15 protein-coding genes are annotated in these 13780 nt (G+C 71.3%); 7 read left to right on the top strand and 8 right to left on the bottom strand.

The window, feature by feature from the left end:
• Positions 1–4 precede the first annotated feature (4 nt).
• Both AB0E78_RS16590 and AB0E78_RS16585 read left to right on the top strand, forming a co-directional pair.
• Positions 5–1333, top strand: a complete 1329-nt coding sequence (locus tag AB0E78_RS16590; RefSeq protein WP_361832712.1) for an LCP family protein — start codon at positions 5–7, stop codon at positions 1331–1333.
• A gap of 161 nt (positions 1334–1494) precedes the next feature.
• A complete protein-coding gene (locus AB0E78_RS16585) occupies positions 1495–2604 on the top strand; it encodes a dipeptidase (RefSeq protein ID WP_361832710.1) in 1110 nt (369 codons plus the stop codon).
• Positions 2605–2617: 13 nt separating this feature from the next.
• On the opposite strand, the gene AB0E78_RS16580 is transcribed toward AB0E78_RS16585, so the two are convergent.
• The gene (locus AB0E78_RS16580) at positions 2618–3025 is read right to left on the bottom strand and encodes a VOC family protein (RefSeq protein WP_361832708.1); all 408 of its coding nucleotides are present in this window, start codon (positions 3023–3025) and stop codon (positions 2618–2620) included.
• Positions 3026–3039: 14 nt separating this feature from the next.
• A complete protein-coding gene (locus AB0E78_RS16575; RefSeq protein WP_361832706.1) occupies positions 3040–3408 on the bottom strand; it encodes a VOC family protein in 369 nt (122 codons plus the stop codon).
• 92 nt (positions 3409–3500) lie between these two features.
• Here AB0E78_RS16575 and AB0E78_RS16570 point away from each other — a divergent pair, with 92 nt between their 5' ends.
• Positions 3501–4067, top strand: coding sequence for a CGNR zinc finger domain-containing protein (locus AB0E78_RS16570; RefSeq protein WP_361832704.1), 567 nt, complete (start codon positions 3501–3503; stop codon positions 4065–4067).
• Here AB0E78_RS16570 and AB0E78_RS16565 read toward each other — a convergent pair.
• Positions 4037–5380 carry a UDP-glucose/GDP-mannose dehydrogenase family protein gene (locus tag AB0E78_RS16565; protein WP_361832702.1) on the bottom strand — a complete coding sequence of 448 codons (1344 nt, stop codon included), beginning with the start codon at positions 5378–5380 and terminating at the stop codon, positions 4037–4039. The two genes, AB0E78_RS16570 and AB0E78_RS16565, sit on opposite strands and share 31 nt — an antisense overlap.
• A gap of 200 nt (positions 5381–5580) precedes the next feature.
• Here AB0E78_RS16565 and AB0E78_RS16560 point away from each other — a divergent pair, with 200 nt between their 5' ends.
• Entirely contained in the window at positions 5581–6738 is a 1158-nt protein-coding gene (locus AB0E78_RS16560) for an acyl-CoA dehydrogenase (RefSeq protein ID WP_361832700.1), read from the top strand.
• Positions 6739–6818: 80 nt separating this feature from the next.
• On the opposite strand, the gene AB0E78_RS16555 is transcribed toward AB0E78_RS16560, so the two are convergent.
• Complete coding sequence (locus tag AB0E78_RS16555; protein ID WP_361832698.1) at positions 6819–7268, bottom strand: MarR family transcriptional regulator; 450 nt, start codon at positions 7266–7268, stop codon at positions 6819–6821.
• Between the two features lie 108 nt (positions 7269–7376).
• Here AB0E78_RS16555 and AB0E78_RS16550 point away from each other — a divergent pair, with 108 nt between their 5' ends.
• A complete protein-coding gene (locus AB0E78_RS16550) occupies positions 7377–7934 on the top strand; it encodes a quercetin 2,3-dioxygenase (protein WP_249589523.1) in 558 nt (185 codons plus the stop codon).
• Positions 7931–8788 carry an alpha/beta hydrolase gene (locus AB0E78_RS16545; protein WP_361832696.1) on the top strand — a complete coding sequence of 286 codons (858 nt, stop codon included), beginning with the start codon at positions 7931–7933 and terminating at the stop codon, positions 8786–8788. Before AB0E78_RS16550 ends, AB0E78_RS16545 begins: the two co-directional genes overlap by 4 nt.
• Positions 8789–8846: 58 nt before the next feature.
• On the opposite strand, the gene AB0E78_RS16540 is transcribed toward AB0E78_RS16545, so the two are convergent.
• From AB0E78_RS16540 to AB0E78_RS16530, 3 genes are read right to left on the bottom strand one after another with little or no spacing between them, the layout of a single operon-like run.
• The gene (locus AB0E78_RS16540; RefSeq protein WP_361832694.1) at positions 8847–10037 is read right to left on the bottom strand and encodes a dipeptidase; all 1191 of its coding nucleotides are present in this window, start codon (positions 10035–10037) and stop codon (positions 8847–8849) included.
• A gap of 5 nt (positions 10038–10042) precedes the next feature.
• Positions 10043–10585, bottom strand: coding sequence for a 5-(carboxyamino)imidazole ribonucleotide mutase (purE, locus tag AB0E78_RS16535; RefSeq protein ID WP_361832692.1), 543 nt, complete (start codon positions 10583–10585; stop codon positions 10043–10045).
• On the bottom strand, positions 10582–11751 hold the full coding sequence (locus AB0E78_RS16530) for a 5-(carboxyamino)imidazole ribonucleotide synthase (protein ID WP_361832690.1): 1170 nt from the start codon (positions 11749–11751) through the stop codon (positions 10582–10584). The genes purE and AB0E78_RS16530 overlap by 4 nt, the downstream gene beginning before the upstream one ends.
• A gap of 189 nt (positions 11752–11940) precedes the next feature.
• Here AB0E78_RS16530 and AB0E78_RS16525 point away from each other — a divergent pair, with 189 nt between their 5' ends.
• The gene (locus tag AB0E78_RS16525; RefSeq protein WP_361832688.1) at positions 11941–12471 is read left to right on the top strand and encodes a GtrA family protein; all 531 of its coding nucleotides are present in this window, start codon (positions 11941–11943) and stop codon (positions 12469–12471) included.
• Between the two features lie 3 nt (positions 12472–12474).
• Here the strand turns inward: AB0E78_RS16525 and AB0E78_RS16520 are convergent, their stop codons facing one another.
• Positions 12475–13752, bottom strand: a complete 1278-nt coding sequence (locus AB0E78_RS16520; RefSeq protein WP_361832686.1) for an ATP-binding protein — start codon at positions 13750–13752, stop codon at positions 12475–12477.
• Positions 13753–13780 lie beyond the last annotated feature (28 nt).

The raw sequence follows: 13780 nt of genomic DNA, 5'->3' as shown, positions 1-13780 counted from the left end.
CCACATGAGCGATTGGCCTGACGACCAGGGCAACGGCCGGGGATACGGCCGTGGCAGCGGGAGCGCGCAGCCTGAGGGCGCCCGCAGGATGCGGCATGTCCAGCGCGGCGGCCAGCCCGGCCGACCGGGCCAGCAGCAGGCCGGGGTGCCGCAGCAGCCCGCGTACGACGACGGGTACGGCCAGCCGTACGGCGACGCGCGCGACGACATGTTCGAGCCCCGGAACGCCCGCCAGGACGGCTACGACAGCGGCTACAACACCGGGCAGGTCTACGGCGGCGCCCCGAACGGGCCCGGTCAGGGCCAGGGCGGCGGTGGCGACGGCTACGGCACCCGCGCGCCCCGTCCCGCCCCGAACTGGCGCCGCCGCATCAAGATCGGCTCGATCACCCTGGTCGTGGTGCTGCTCGCCGTCTCCATCGGCACGTATTTCTGGGCCGACTCCAAGCTCAAGCGCGAGGTGGACCTCTCCAAGGTCATCGAGCGCCCCGACGGCGGCGACGGCACGAACTACCTGATCGTCGGCTCCGACAGCCGCGAGGGCATGTCCGACCAGGACAAGAAGGACCTCCACACGGGCTCCGCCGCGGGCAAGCGCACCGACTCGATGATGATCCTGCACGTCGCGGACGACGGCGGGAACACGATGATCTCGCTGCCCCGCGACTCGAACGTGACGATCCCCTCCTTCAAGGGCGCCGAGTCCGGCAAGCTCTACCCGAACCAGGGCCGCCAGACGAAGCTCAACGCGGCGTACGCGGAGGACGGCCCCGAGCTGCTCGTCCGCACCGTCGAGTACAACACCGGCCTGAGGATCGACCACTACGCCGAGATCGGCTTCGGCGGCTTCGCCAAGATCGTGGATGCGGTCGGCGGCGTCGAGATGGACATCCCCAAGGGCTTCAAGGACGAGAAGTCCGGCGCCGACTTCGAGGCGGGCAAGCAGACCCTCGACGGCAAGCAGGCCCTGGCCTTCGTCCGTACGCGCTACGCCCTGCCGGGCAGCGACCTGGACCGCACGAAGAACCAGCAGAAGTTCCTCGCGGCCCTGGCCAACCAGGCGGCCACGCCGGGCACGGTCCTCAACCCGTTCAAGCTCTACCCCACGATGGGCGCAGGCCTTGACACGCTGGTCGTCGACAAGGACATGGGCCTGTTCGACGTGGCGTCCATGTTCTGGGCGATGAAGGGCGTCACCGGCGGCGACGGCAAGTCCATGAACATGCCGCTCGCGGGCTCCACCGGCGGCAACCTCCTGTGGGACAAGGCCAAGGTCAAGCAGATGGTGTCCGAGCTGAACAACGACGAGAAGGTCACCGTCTCGGGCGGCTGACCCGTCTCCCGAACACCTCGAAGGGGCCCCGCCGGCGGATCGGCGGGGCCCTTCGCGTGCCGCCGTCACGGCCTCGTCCCCCGAACGCTTCGCCCGCCGTGAAGCCGCGCCTCCCGCGTGTCACGGTGGACCGGACCCACCCTGAAGTCCGGAGCACCTCCATGGCAGAACTGCAGGCCGCACTCGACACCACCGCCGAAGCCGGAGATCTCGACCGGTCCCCCGAGCGGTCCCCCGAGCCCCCGCCCATATCCGAGCCCGGACCGGAGCCGCCCGCGCCCGACCCGCTCCGGCACGCCCGATCGCTGCTCGCCGCGCATCCCGTCGCCGACGGCTGCAGCGGACTGCCCTGGGCGCTGCGCGGACTGCCCTGGTACGACCTGGAGCTCGGCGACAGCGCCGTGGACGCCGACGTGCCCCGGCTGCGGGCCGGCGGCGTGGGGGCCCAGTTCTGGTCCGTGCACGTGCCGGACAGCGTCACCGGTGACCGCGTGCTCGGCGCGACCCTCGAACAGCTCGACCTCGTCAAGCACGTCGTCGACGGCCACTCCGAGGGGCTGCGCCTGACCCGCACGGCGTCCGAGGTGGCCGACGCCCGCCACTGCGGCCGCATCGCCGTCCTGATCGGCCCGGCTCGCGCGCAGGCGCTCGGCGACTCGCTCGCCACGCTGCGCGCCCTGCACGCCCTCGGCCTGTGCTCGCTCACGCTCACCGGTACGTCATGGGCGGGCCCGCAGGGGCTGACCCCGTTCGGCGAGGAGGTGGTGCGCGAGCTGAACCGCCTCGGGGTGCTCGCCGAGCTCTCCGGCGCGTCCGAAGCCACCGCGCACCGGGTGCTCGCCGTCTCCAAGGCTCCGGTCCTGTTCAGCCGCTCGGGGGCCCGCGCGCTGCGGGACGCCCCGGACAACCTCCCGGACGGCCTGCTCACCGCGCTCGGCGCCGCCAAGGGCCTGTGTCTGGTGCCCCTGGCGGCCGAGCAGACGGGTTCCTCGATCGGCGAGGTCGCGGACCACCTCGATCACGTACGCCGCCTCGCGGGCCCGGAGTGCGTGGGCCTCTCGGGGACGTATGACACCCCGGCCGCGCACCCCGACGGTCTGGCCGACACCTCGCGCTATCCGCACCTGATCGCCGAGCTCGTCGCACGCGACTGGTCCGACGACGACCTCGCCCGCCTGACGTGGGGCAACGTCCAACGGGTGCTGCGCGGTGCGGACTTCACGGCGCGGGCGGCACGGGACAGGCGACGTCAGCAGCGGGCGACGGCCTGAGACCCGACGCCGCTCAGTCCGCGCCGATCCGGCAGAGGCAGAAGGGGTGCCCTGCCGGATCGGCGTAGACACGGAAGTCGCGCTCGCCGTTGTCGTCGTCGACGTCGAGCGGCTTGGCGCCCAGGGCGAGCACGCGCTCCTCGGCACGCTCGATGTCCTGGACGGCCGGGCCCACGTCGAGGTCGAGGTGGGCCTGCTGGGAGCCGGACTCCGCGTGCGGCCAGTCGGGCGGGCGGTGGCCGGGGGCGGCCTGGAAACAGAGGCGCGGACCGCCCGGCACGGTGAGAACGACCCAGTCCCCCTCTTCCTCCTCGGCCTCGATCTCGAGCTCACCGCCGATCAAGTGACGGTAGAACGTGCCGAGTTGGCGGGGGTCCTCGCAGTCGAGCACGACGTTGCGCAGGCGTCCGACGGGTGCCACGGGTGTTCCTTTCTTCAGCAGGCGCAGAGACAGAACGGGTGCCCGGCCGGGTCGGCGTACACACGGAAGCTGCGCTCGCGGTCCTCCGTGTCGAGCGCGGTGGCGCCGAGCGCGAGCACCTCCTTCTCGACGGCGTCGAGCTGCGCCCGGTCCACTTCGAGGTCCAGGTGGAACTGCTGCGAGTGCGCGGCCCCGGGCCACTGCGGCGGTACGTGACCGGGTGCCGCCTGGAACGCGAGCGGTGTGCCGCCGGGGACTTCGAGGTCCACCCAGCCTTTCCCGTCGTCCTTGGGGGTGCCGCCGACGACGGCCGCGTAGAAGGTGGCGAGCGCGAGGGGGTCGGGACAGTCGAGCACGACGACGCCGAGTCCGGCGAGGGGCATGGCCTTCTCCTCAATCCTGTGCGGTTACCAGTACTCCACCGCTATGGGTAACGGTTACTGCATACTCCCGCACTGGAAGTAACGTCGCAAGCATGAATGACAGAGCACCCGCTCCGGGAGGTCTCGCACTGGTCCAGGCGCTGGTGAACACCCTGAACCTGGAGTCGGGCGCGGACGCGCTGGACACGTCGGAGGGACGCGCGCCCTTCCACCTCGCGCCGGGCCCGGAGGTGGCGGCGGCGCGGGAACTGCGGGAGTCACTGCGGGCGGCATGCCTCGCGCACGCGGGCCACGGCCCGCACACCACGGCGCCCGCGCTCTCCCGGCTCCTGGCGGGGGCGCCGCTGCTGGTGAGGGTTTCCGAGGAGGACGGCTCGGCGTCACTGGTCCCGGCGGAGCCGGAGGCCCTCGCCTCCCGGGTGGCCGCGGCCATCGCGGAGGCGAGGGCCTCGGGCACCTGGTGCCGCCTCAAGGCGTGCGAGGCCCCGGACTGCCACTGGGCGTACTACGACCGCAGCCCCGCCGGGCGCAGCCGGTGGTGCGACATGGGGGTGTGCGGGGCCCGCGCCAAGATGCGGGCCTACCGGGCACGAAAGGGTGCGGTCGGGGATGCGGACACTGCGGGCCCTCAGGCCGAAGGCCGCCCCATCGCCCGGTAGGTCCACCCGGCCGCCCGCCACACCGTGGGGTCGAGCGCGTTGCGGCCGTCCAGGATGAGCCGGTTCGATGCCACCTCGCCGAGCACCGCCGGGTCGAGCTCGCGGAACTCGCGCCACTCCGTGAGGTGCAGGACCACGTCCGCGCCCCGGACGGCGTCCACGGCCGTCTCCGCGTACGCGAGCGTCGGGAAGAGCCTGCCCGCGTTCGCCATCCCCTTCGGGTCGTACACGGTGACCTGGCCGCCCTGGAGGTGGATCTGCCCGGCGACGTTCAGCGCGGGCGAGTCCCTGACGTCGTCCGAGTCCGGCTTGAACGTCGCACCGAGGACCGCGACCCGCTTGCCCAGGAAGGACCCGCCGCCGAGCGCCTCGCGCGCCATCTCCACCATCTGCCCGCGCCGCCGCATGTTGATGGAGTCGATCTCCCGCAGGAACGTCAGCGCCTGGTCGGCGCCCAGCTCCCCGGCCCGCGCCATGAACGCCCGGATGTCCTTGGGCAGGCAGCCGCCGCCGAAGCCGATACCGGCCCGCAGGAACTTCTTGCCGATGCGGTCGTCGTAGCCGAGCGCCTCGGCCAGCTTCACGACGTCACCGCCCGCGGCCTCGCACACCTCGGCCATCGCGTTGATGAACGAGATCTTCGTGGCGAGGAAGGAGTTGGCGGCGGTCTTCACCAGCTCGGAGGTCGGGAAGTCCGTCACGACGAACGGCGAGCCCTCGCCGACCGGACCCGCGTACACCTCGCGGAGCAGCTTCTCCGCGTGCGCGCTGCGGACGCCGACGACGATGCGGTCCGGGTGCAGCGTGTCCTTGACGGCGAAGCCCTCCCGCAGGAACTCCGGGTTCCAGGCCAGCTCGGCCTCGGCGCCCGCCGGAGCCGCGGCGGCGAGCTCGCGCGCGAGCCGCTCCGCCGAGCCGACCGGCACGGTCGACTTGCCGACGACGAGCGCGGGCTTCGTCAGGTGCGGGGCGAGCTGAGCGAAGGCACTGTCGACGTAGCTCATGTCGCAGGCGTACTCGCCGTGCTTCTGCGGGGTGTTCACGCAGACGAAGTGCACGTCACCGAAGGCCGCGACCTCGGCGAAGTCCATCGTGAAGCGCAGCCGGCCACTGGAGCCCTCGATCCCGGCGACGTGCTTGCGCAGCAGCTCCTCAAGACCGGGCTCGTACATCGGGACCTCGCCCCGCTGCAGCATCTCGATCTTCTCGGGCACGACGTCGAGGCCGAGCACCTCGAAACCGAGCTCGGCCATGGCCGCGGCGTGCGTCGCACCGAGGTACCCGGTGCCGATCACGGTGATCTTGAGGGCCATGCGGTGCTCCAGGGGTCTACGGCCGTCAGTGCGGTGCCCGAGCATAGTCGGGCCCTTGAGCGGGCACGTTTCCGCCATCGGCACCCGACCGGGGCCCGCCTGCGAGCCGCTGTCGGCAAGCTCACGTATCCCTCGCGTCGGCCGCCCTCTAAAATTTGGGTTACTTAACGGTAATTAGCATCCTTGGAGCGTGAGAGACCTTGGCCGGATCGGCTGATTTCGACCTGTACCGCCCGTCCGAGGAGCACGACATGCTCCGCGACGCGATCCGTTCGCTCTCCGAGGCGAAGATCGCGCCGTTCGCCGCGGCGGTGGACGAGGAGGCCCGCTTCCCGCAGGAGGCGCTCGACGCCCTCGTCGCCTCCGACCTGCACGCCGTGCACGTACCGGAGAGCTACGGCGGCACGGGCGCCGACGCGCTCGCCACGGTCATCGTGATCGAGGAAGTGGCCCGCGCCTGTGCCTCGTCCTCGCTCATCCCGGCCGTGAACAAGCTGGGCTCGCTCCCCGTGATCCTCTCCGGGTCCGAGGAGCTGAAGAAGAAGTACATGACGCCGCTCGCCAAGGGCGAGGGCATGTTCTCGTACTGCCTCTCCGAGCCGGACGCCGGTTCGGACGCGGCGGGCATGAAGACGAAGGCCGTCCGTGACGGGGACTTCTGGGTCCTCAACGGCGTGAAGCGCTGGATCACGAACGCGGGCGTCTCCGAGTACTACACGGTGATGGCCGTGACCGACCCGACCAAGCGCTCGAAGGGCATCTCCGCCTTCGTCGTGGAGAAGTCGGACGAGGGCGTCTCCTTCGGCGCCCCGGAGAAGAAGCTCGGCATCAAGGGTTCGCCGACCCGCGAGGTCTACTTCGACAACGTTCGCATCCCCGCCGACCGCATGATCGGCGAGGAGGGCACGGGCTTCGCCACGGCGATGAAGACCCTGGACCACACCCGCATCACGATCGCGGCCCAGGCGCTCGGCATCGCGCAGGGCGCCCTCGACTACGCCAAGGGCTATGTCAAGGAGCGCAAGCAGTTCGGCAAGCCGATCGCCGACTTCCAGGGCATCCAGTTCATGCTCGCGGACATGGCGATGAAGATCGAGGCGGCCCGTCAGCTGACGTACGCGGCGGCGGCCAAGTCGGAGCGCGGCGACAGCGACCTGACCTTCGCGGGCGCGGCGGCCAAGTGCTTCGCGTCGGACGTCGCGATGGAGGTCACCACGGACGCCGTCCAGCTGCTCGGCGGCTACGGCTACACCCGTGACTACCCCGTCGAGCGGATGATGCGCGACGCGAAGATCACGCAGATTTACGAAGGCACGAATCAAGTGCAGCGGATCGTCATGGCCCGCAACCTGCCGTAACCCGGCGCGGTATCCGTCGCCCTCTCCCTGTCACAGGGGGAGGGCGATTCGCGTTTTCCGGGGGCATCAGCGCTTTGGCATCAGCCCTTGGGCGGGGCGAGGACCGGCGGGCTGCCCCACGGGAGTTCCAGCGCCGCCCGCAGCGCGAGCACGGTCCGCTCGCCGATGCGGTCGGCGAGCTCCTGCTCGACGCGGCGCAGGACCAGCTCCGCCCTGCGGTGCGTGCGCGCACCCTCCTCGGTCCGGCGGATCAGTCGCTGCCGCGCGGAGGAGGGGTCGGGGACCTGTTCGAGCAGGCCCGCGGCGACCAGGCCGTGCACCGCCTGGTGGGCGGTCTGCCGGGTGACGCCCATCCGGCGGGCCAGCTCGGACACGGTGGTGCCCTCCGCGTCCAGGACGGCGAAGAGGCCCGCCTGCGTCGGGGACACCGGGGCCTCCCCCGCCTCCTCCAGGGCCGCGAGGAGCGCGTCCTCGAACCAGCGGCGGGCGTCGCCGAGCAGTTGCGGGAGGTTGCGGCCGGTGGCGTGCATGCCGTGAGCCTATGGGTTCGGGGCCGGCGCTTGCCCGTCGCGGACGCGATATGTCAGGCTGCCTGACATTCCTTCAGCCCCCTCACTCAGCCATCCCCCGGGAGAGCCATGACCATCGAGTACGCCACCCGCCACCGGCGCTCCTCACGCATCCCCGCCGAGCCGGGCAAGCCCTACGTCATCGAGAAGGGCGAGGGCGACCGCGCCCATCTGTTCGGCGACCTGATCACCATCTACGCGGGCGGCGAGCAGACCGAGAACGCCTTCAACTTCTTCACCGTCGAGGGCCCCAAGGGCAACGTCATCCCGGCCCACCTGCACCCCGACACGTACGAGGTCTTCTACGTCACCCAGGGCGCCGTCCGCCTGTTCGTCGAGGACCTGGAGGGCGAGCAGCAGGAGAAGCTCCTCACCCCCGGCGACTTCGGCTTCGTACCGAAGAACTGCCCGCACGCCTACCGCATGGAGCGCCATCACAGCCAGGTCGTGGGCGTCGCCGCGGGGCCTGGCGGCACCTTCGAGCGGTTCTTCGAGACCCTCGGGGCGCCCGCCGAAGGGCTCGGCCTGCCGCGTGAGCCCGTCGTGCCCACGCCCGACAAGTTCGCCACTGTCCCCGAGCAGTACGACGTGCGCTTCCTGCCCGAGCACCAGTGGCGCACCCGGTGAGCGAACAGCTGCGGTCGCTGATCGCCGCTCCCCACCCGGACGTCGCGCCGCTCCCGGCACCGGCCCCGCGGGTCCTTCGCGGCGTCCCGTACGGCGAGGTCGACGGCGGCCGTCCGCTGGAGCTCGACCTCTGGCTGCCGGAGGCCGGACACGGGCCCGCCCCGCTCGTCCTCTTCGTGCACGGCGGCGCCTGGCGGCGCGGACGCCGTGACGACATGGGCCTGCGGACCCGGCACTGGAACCCGGGGCCGTTCGCCCGCATCGCCGCGGCAGGCCTCGCGGTGGCCTGCGCCGACTACCGGCTCAGCGGCGAGGCCCTCTTCCCCGCCCCGCTGGACGACCTGCGCGCCGCGCTGCGCTGGCTTGAGCTGCGTGCGCCGGAGCTCGGCGTCGACACCGCGCGGACCGTGGTGTGGGGCGAGTCCGCGGGCGGGCACCTGGCCTCGCTGCTGGCGCTCGACCCCGCGGCCCCGGCCACCGGCGCCGTCATCTGGTACGCCCCGAGCGACCTGACCGTCCCCCGCGGCCCGTTCGACCCGCACAGCGCCACGACCCCGGAGGCCCTGCTGCTGGGCGCCGCCCCCGCCACCGTGCCCGAGCGGGCCCGTGCGGCCAGCCCCGTCGCGCGGGTGCACCGTGACGCCCCGCCCTTCCTCCTGGTCCACGGCGAGCAGGACACGATGGTCCCGGCCACGCACAGCGAGGCGCTCGCCACGCGGCTGCGGGAGGTGGGCGCGCCGGTGGAGCTGCGTACGGTGCCGGGCGCCGACCACGGCTGGCACGGCGCGCCCGACGACGTGGTGGACGAGGTCTTCAAACGCTCGCTGCGGTTCGCGCGGGGGCTCGTGAGCTGAGACACGCGAAGGGCGGGGGCGGCCGGTCGGCCGCCCCCGCCCTTCCGTCCGTACGCCCTCAGCCGTCCAGCTGCTGGAGCGTCGCGTTCGACGGACCGCGCCGGGACCGCACGTCACGTGCCACGTCCTCCGCCGCACCGAGCACGCGGACCGCGTTCTGCCACGTCAGCTTGGCCAGGTCCGCCTTCGACCAGCCGCGGGTCAGGAGCTCCGCGATCAGGTTCGGGTAGCCCGCGACGTCGTCGAGGCCGTCCGGGGTGAACGCCGTGCCGTCGTAGTCACCGCCGATGCCGATGTGGTCGATGCCCACCACCTCGCGCATGTGGTCGAGGTGGTCGGCGACCGTCGCCGCCGTGGCGACCGGGCGCGGGGTCGACTTCTCGAAGGCCGCGTGTACCTTCATCGCTTCCGGTTTCGTGTCCAGGTGGTGGAAGCCGTGCGCCCGCATGTTCTCGTCGGCCGCCGCCGTCCAGTCGACCGCCGCCTGGAGAACGAACTTCGGCACGAAGGTGGCCATCGCGACGCCGCCGTTGGCGGGCAGGCGCTCCAGGACGTCGTCCGGGATGTTGCGCGGGTGGTCGCACACCGCGCGCGCCGAGGAGTGCGAGAAGATCACCGGCGCCACGGAGGTGTCCAGGGCCGCCCGCATCGTCGTCGCCGCCACGTGGGAGAGGTCCACGAGCATGCCGCTGCGGTTCATCTCGCGTACGACCTCGTGGCCGAACGGAGAGAGCCCGCCGACCCCCGGCTCGTCCGTCGCCGAGTCCGCCCACGCGATGTTGTCGTTGTGCGTCAGCGTCATGTAGCGGACGCCGAGCGCGTGCAACGCCCGCAGTGTCGCCAGGGAGTTGTTGATGGAGTGGCCGCCCTCGGCGCCCATCAGGGACGCGATGCGGCCCTCGGCCCGCGCCTCCTCCATGTCGGCCGCCGTCAGCGCGCGCCGCAGGTCCGCGGGGTAGCGCGTGATCAACTGGTCGACGCAGTCGATCTGTTCGAGCGTCGCGCTCACCGCCGCGTCGCCCGTCAGGTCCGTGCGGACGTACACCGACCAGAACTGCGCACCGACCCCGCCCGCCCGCAGGCGTGCGATGTCGGTGTGGAGGTGGCCCGTCTGGTCGGCCGCGATGTCGAGGCGGTCGATGTCGTAACCGGCCTTCTCGCGCAGGGCCCAGGGCAGGTCGTTGTGGCCGTCGACCACCGGGAATTCGGCGAGCAGGGCGCGGGCGTCGGGAAGAGCGGGAGACGTCATGCCGCTCACTTTCCCGAGCCGAAGCCGAAGCCGGAACCCATGCTTTCGACCTTGGCGCGAAGTCGCTTGCCCTTCTCCGTGGCCTGTTCGTTCAGCTCCTGCTGGAACTCCCGCATCCGGGACAGGAGTTCGGGGTCGTGCGTGGCAAGGATGCGCGCCGCGAGGAGGCCCGCGTTGCGCGCGCCGCCCACCGAGACCGTCGCCACCGGCACGCCCGCGGGCATCTGCACGATGGACAGGAGCGAGTCCATGCCGTCCAGGTACTTGAGCGGTACGGGCACGCCGATCACCGGCAGCGGGGTGACCGAAGCCAGCATGCCCGGCAGGTGCGCGGCGCCGCCGGCCCCCGCGATGATCGCCTTGAGACCGCGGTCCGCGGCCTCCTCGCCGTACGCGACCATCTCGCGCGGCATGCGGTGCGCCGAGACGACGTCGACCTCGTAGGGAATCTCGAACTCGTCGAGCGCCTTGGCCGCGGCTTCCATGACGGGCCAGTCGGAGTCCGAGCCCATGACGATGCCGACTACAGGTCCTACAGGTGCGGTCATTCGGTAATCGTTCCTCTGAGATAGCCGGCCGCGTGACGCGCGCGCTCCAGCACGTCGTCCAGGTCGTCGCCGTAGGTGTTGACGTGGCCGACCTTGCGTCCGGGCTTCACGTCCTTGCCATACATGTGGATCTTCAACTGCGGGTCACGCGCCATGCAGTGCAGATACGCCTGGTACATGTCCGGGAAGTCGCCGCCCAGGACATTGGCCATGACCGTCCACTTCGCCCGCGGGCGCGGGTCACCGAGGGGCAGGTCGAGCACCGCGCGCACGTGGTTCGCGAACTGGGACGTGATCGCCCCGTCCTGCGTCCAGTGGCCCGAGTTGTGCGGGCGCATCGCCAGCTCGTTCACCAGGATGCGGCCGTCGCGCGTCTCGAAGAGCTCGACCGCGAGGTGGCCGACCACCCCGAGCTCCTTGGCGACGCGGAGGGCCAGCTCCTGCGCCTGGCCCGCGAGGTCCTCCGAGAGGCCGGGGGCCGGCGCGATCACCGTGTCGCAGACGCCGTCGACCTGCTGCGACTCGACGACGGGATAGGCCACGGCCTGGCCGTGCGGCGAGCGGACGACGTTGGCCGCGAGCTCCCGCCGGAAATCGACCTTCTCCTCGGCGAGCACGGGCACACCGGCCCGGAAGGGGTCTTCGGCGTCCTCGACGGAACGTACGAACCACACCCCCTTTCCGTCATAGCCGCCACGCACCGTCTTGAGGATCACGGGGAACCCGTCGCCTTCGGCCGCGAAGGCCGCCACGTCGGCCGGATCGCGCACGATCCGGTGGCGTGGACACGGCACGCCGATCTCCGTGAGCTTCTCGCGCATCACGCCCTTGTCCTGGGCGTGCACCAGCGCGTCGGGCCCCGGACGCACGGGGATGCCGTCCGCCTCCAGGGCCCGTAGATGCTCGGTGGGTACGTGTTCGTGATCAAAAGTGATCACGTCGCAGCCCCTCGCGAACTCGCGCAGCGTGTCGAGGTCGCGATAGTCGCCGATGACGACATCGCCGACGACCTGCGCCGCGGAGTCCTGAGGGGTGTCACTGAGGAGCTTGAATTTCAGGCCGAGGGGGATACCCGCCTCGTGGGTCATGCGGGCGAGCTGACCGCCGCCGACCATGCCGACTACCGGGAACGTCACACCCCCAGGGTATCGGCCCGTATCAGCCATCCGGGAACGGCCGGTTTCCGCGCACGACAAGGGCTCTCCCGTCACAGAGCCGCCACAGTGTGGAGGCGTCCCCGCGCGACGGACCTGGCTCGCTGGTTAGCATGGCTGGGTTGACGCGACCGAATCACCAATTACGTCGACGTGACGAGACACCGGAACGAATCGACGACGGGGGTTGGGGCGACCACCATGAAGGAACGTGGCGCACTACGGGTGCGACTGGACCAGCTCGCGCGCGAAGTGGCCAAGTTCGGTGCCGTGGGAGCACTGGGCACCCTGGTGAACTTCAGCGTCTCCAACCTGCTGTGGCACACCACCGACCTGCAGGCCGTGCGCGCGAACGTGATCGCCACGGTCGTCGCCATCGCCTTCAACTACGTGGGCTTCCGCTACTTCACGTACAAGGACCGCGACAAGAGCTCCCGCACCAAGGAGCTCACGCTCTTCCTGGTCTTCAGCGCCGTCGGCCTGGTGATCGAGAACGGCGTCCTGTACGCGGCGATCTACGGCTTCGACTGGGACAGCCCGCTGCAGCGCAACGTCTTCAAGTTCGTGGGCATCGGCATCGCCACCTGCTTCCGCTTCTGGTCGTACCGCTCCTGGGTGTTCAAGGCGCTCCCCGCGCGGGAGACCGTCGCCCGTGCGGAATCGTTCCTGGAGGACGAGACCGCGTCGGCGCCCGCCGACGGCAAGCGCCCCGCCGTGCGCGGCACCCGCTAGGCCCTAGCGCACCGTCTCCTGCTGCTCCCGGTCCCGCTTCTGCGGCGGCGTACGGGACAGGAACAGGCCGAAGACCGGCGGCTTGGTCTGCAGCATCTCCAGTCGGCCGCCGTCCGCCTCGGCCAGGTCCCGGGCGACCGCGAGGCCGATGCCCGTCGAGTTCCGGCCGCTGATGGTGCGCTCGAAGATCCGCGCGCCGAGGTCGGCGGGGACGCCCGGCCCGTCGTCGGTGACCTCGATGACCGTCTGGTTTCCCGTGACACGGGTGCGCAGGGCCACGGTGCCGCCGCCGTGCATGAGCGAGTTCTCGATGAGCGCGGCGAGGACCTGCGCGACCGCGCCGGGCGTGCCCACGGCCCGCAGGTGCTGCTTGCCCGAGCTGACGATGGCGCGGCCCGCGCTGCGGTAGGCCGGGCGCCACTCCTCCAGCTGCTGCTTGATGACCTCGTCCAGGTCGAAGGAGACGGCGGAGCCGGTGCGGGGGTCACGTGAGTTCGTGAGCAGCCGCTGCACGACGTCGGTAAGGCGCTCGACCTGCGCGAGCGCGATCGTGGCCTCCTCCTTCACCGTGTCCAGGTCATCGGTGACGGTGATCTCCTCCAGGCGCATGGAGAGGGCCGTCAGGGGCGTACGCAGCTGGTGCGAGGCGTCGGCCGCGAGGCGGCGCTCGGCGGTCAGCATCCGGGCGATCCGCTCGGCACTGCCGTCCAGGACGTCCGCGACACGGTCCAGCTCCGGCACCCCGTACCGCTTGTGGCGGGGCCTCGGGTCGCCCGAGCCGAGGCGCTCGGCGGTCTCCGCGAGGTCGGTGAGCGGCGAGGCCAGGCGATTGGCCTGGCGCACGGCGAGGAGTACGGCGGCGATGATCGCGAGGAGGGCCACGGCGCCGATGATCAGCAGGGTGCGGCCGACCTCCTGGGTGACCGTGGTGCGCGGCTCCTCGACGGTGACCTTCTCGCCCTCCTCGCCCTTGGCCGTGTCGTGGATGACGTCGCCGGTGGGGCGGGTGCCGATCTCGACGGGGGCGCGGCCGGGGATCTCGATGAGGGCGTAGCGGTCGGTGTCGACCGCGGCGACGTCCCGCAGGATCTCCGCGTTGATCTGCTCGTCGCTGATGAGCCTGCTGTCCACGATGCTGGCCAGGCGGAGCGCCTCGCTGGTGACGCGGTCCTGGGCGCTGGTGCTGATCGTTCTCGTCTCGACGATGACGAGGCTGACACCGAAGACGGCGATGACTACGAGAACCACGGCGAGGGTGGAGTTGATCAGACGGCGGCGCATTCCCCCAGTGTCCCGGATGGGGGCCCGG

The organism is Streptomyces sp. NPDC032198 (assembly GCF_040636975.1).
Classification (GTDB): Bacteria; Actinomycetota; Actinomycetes; order Streptomycetales; family Streptomycetaceae; genus Streptomyces.
This window is presented reverse-complemented; position numbering and strand designations above follow the sequence as displayed.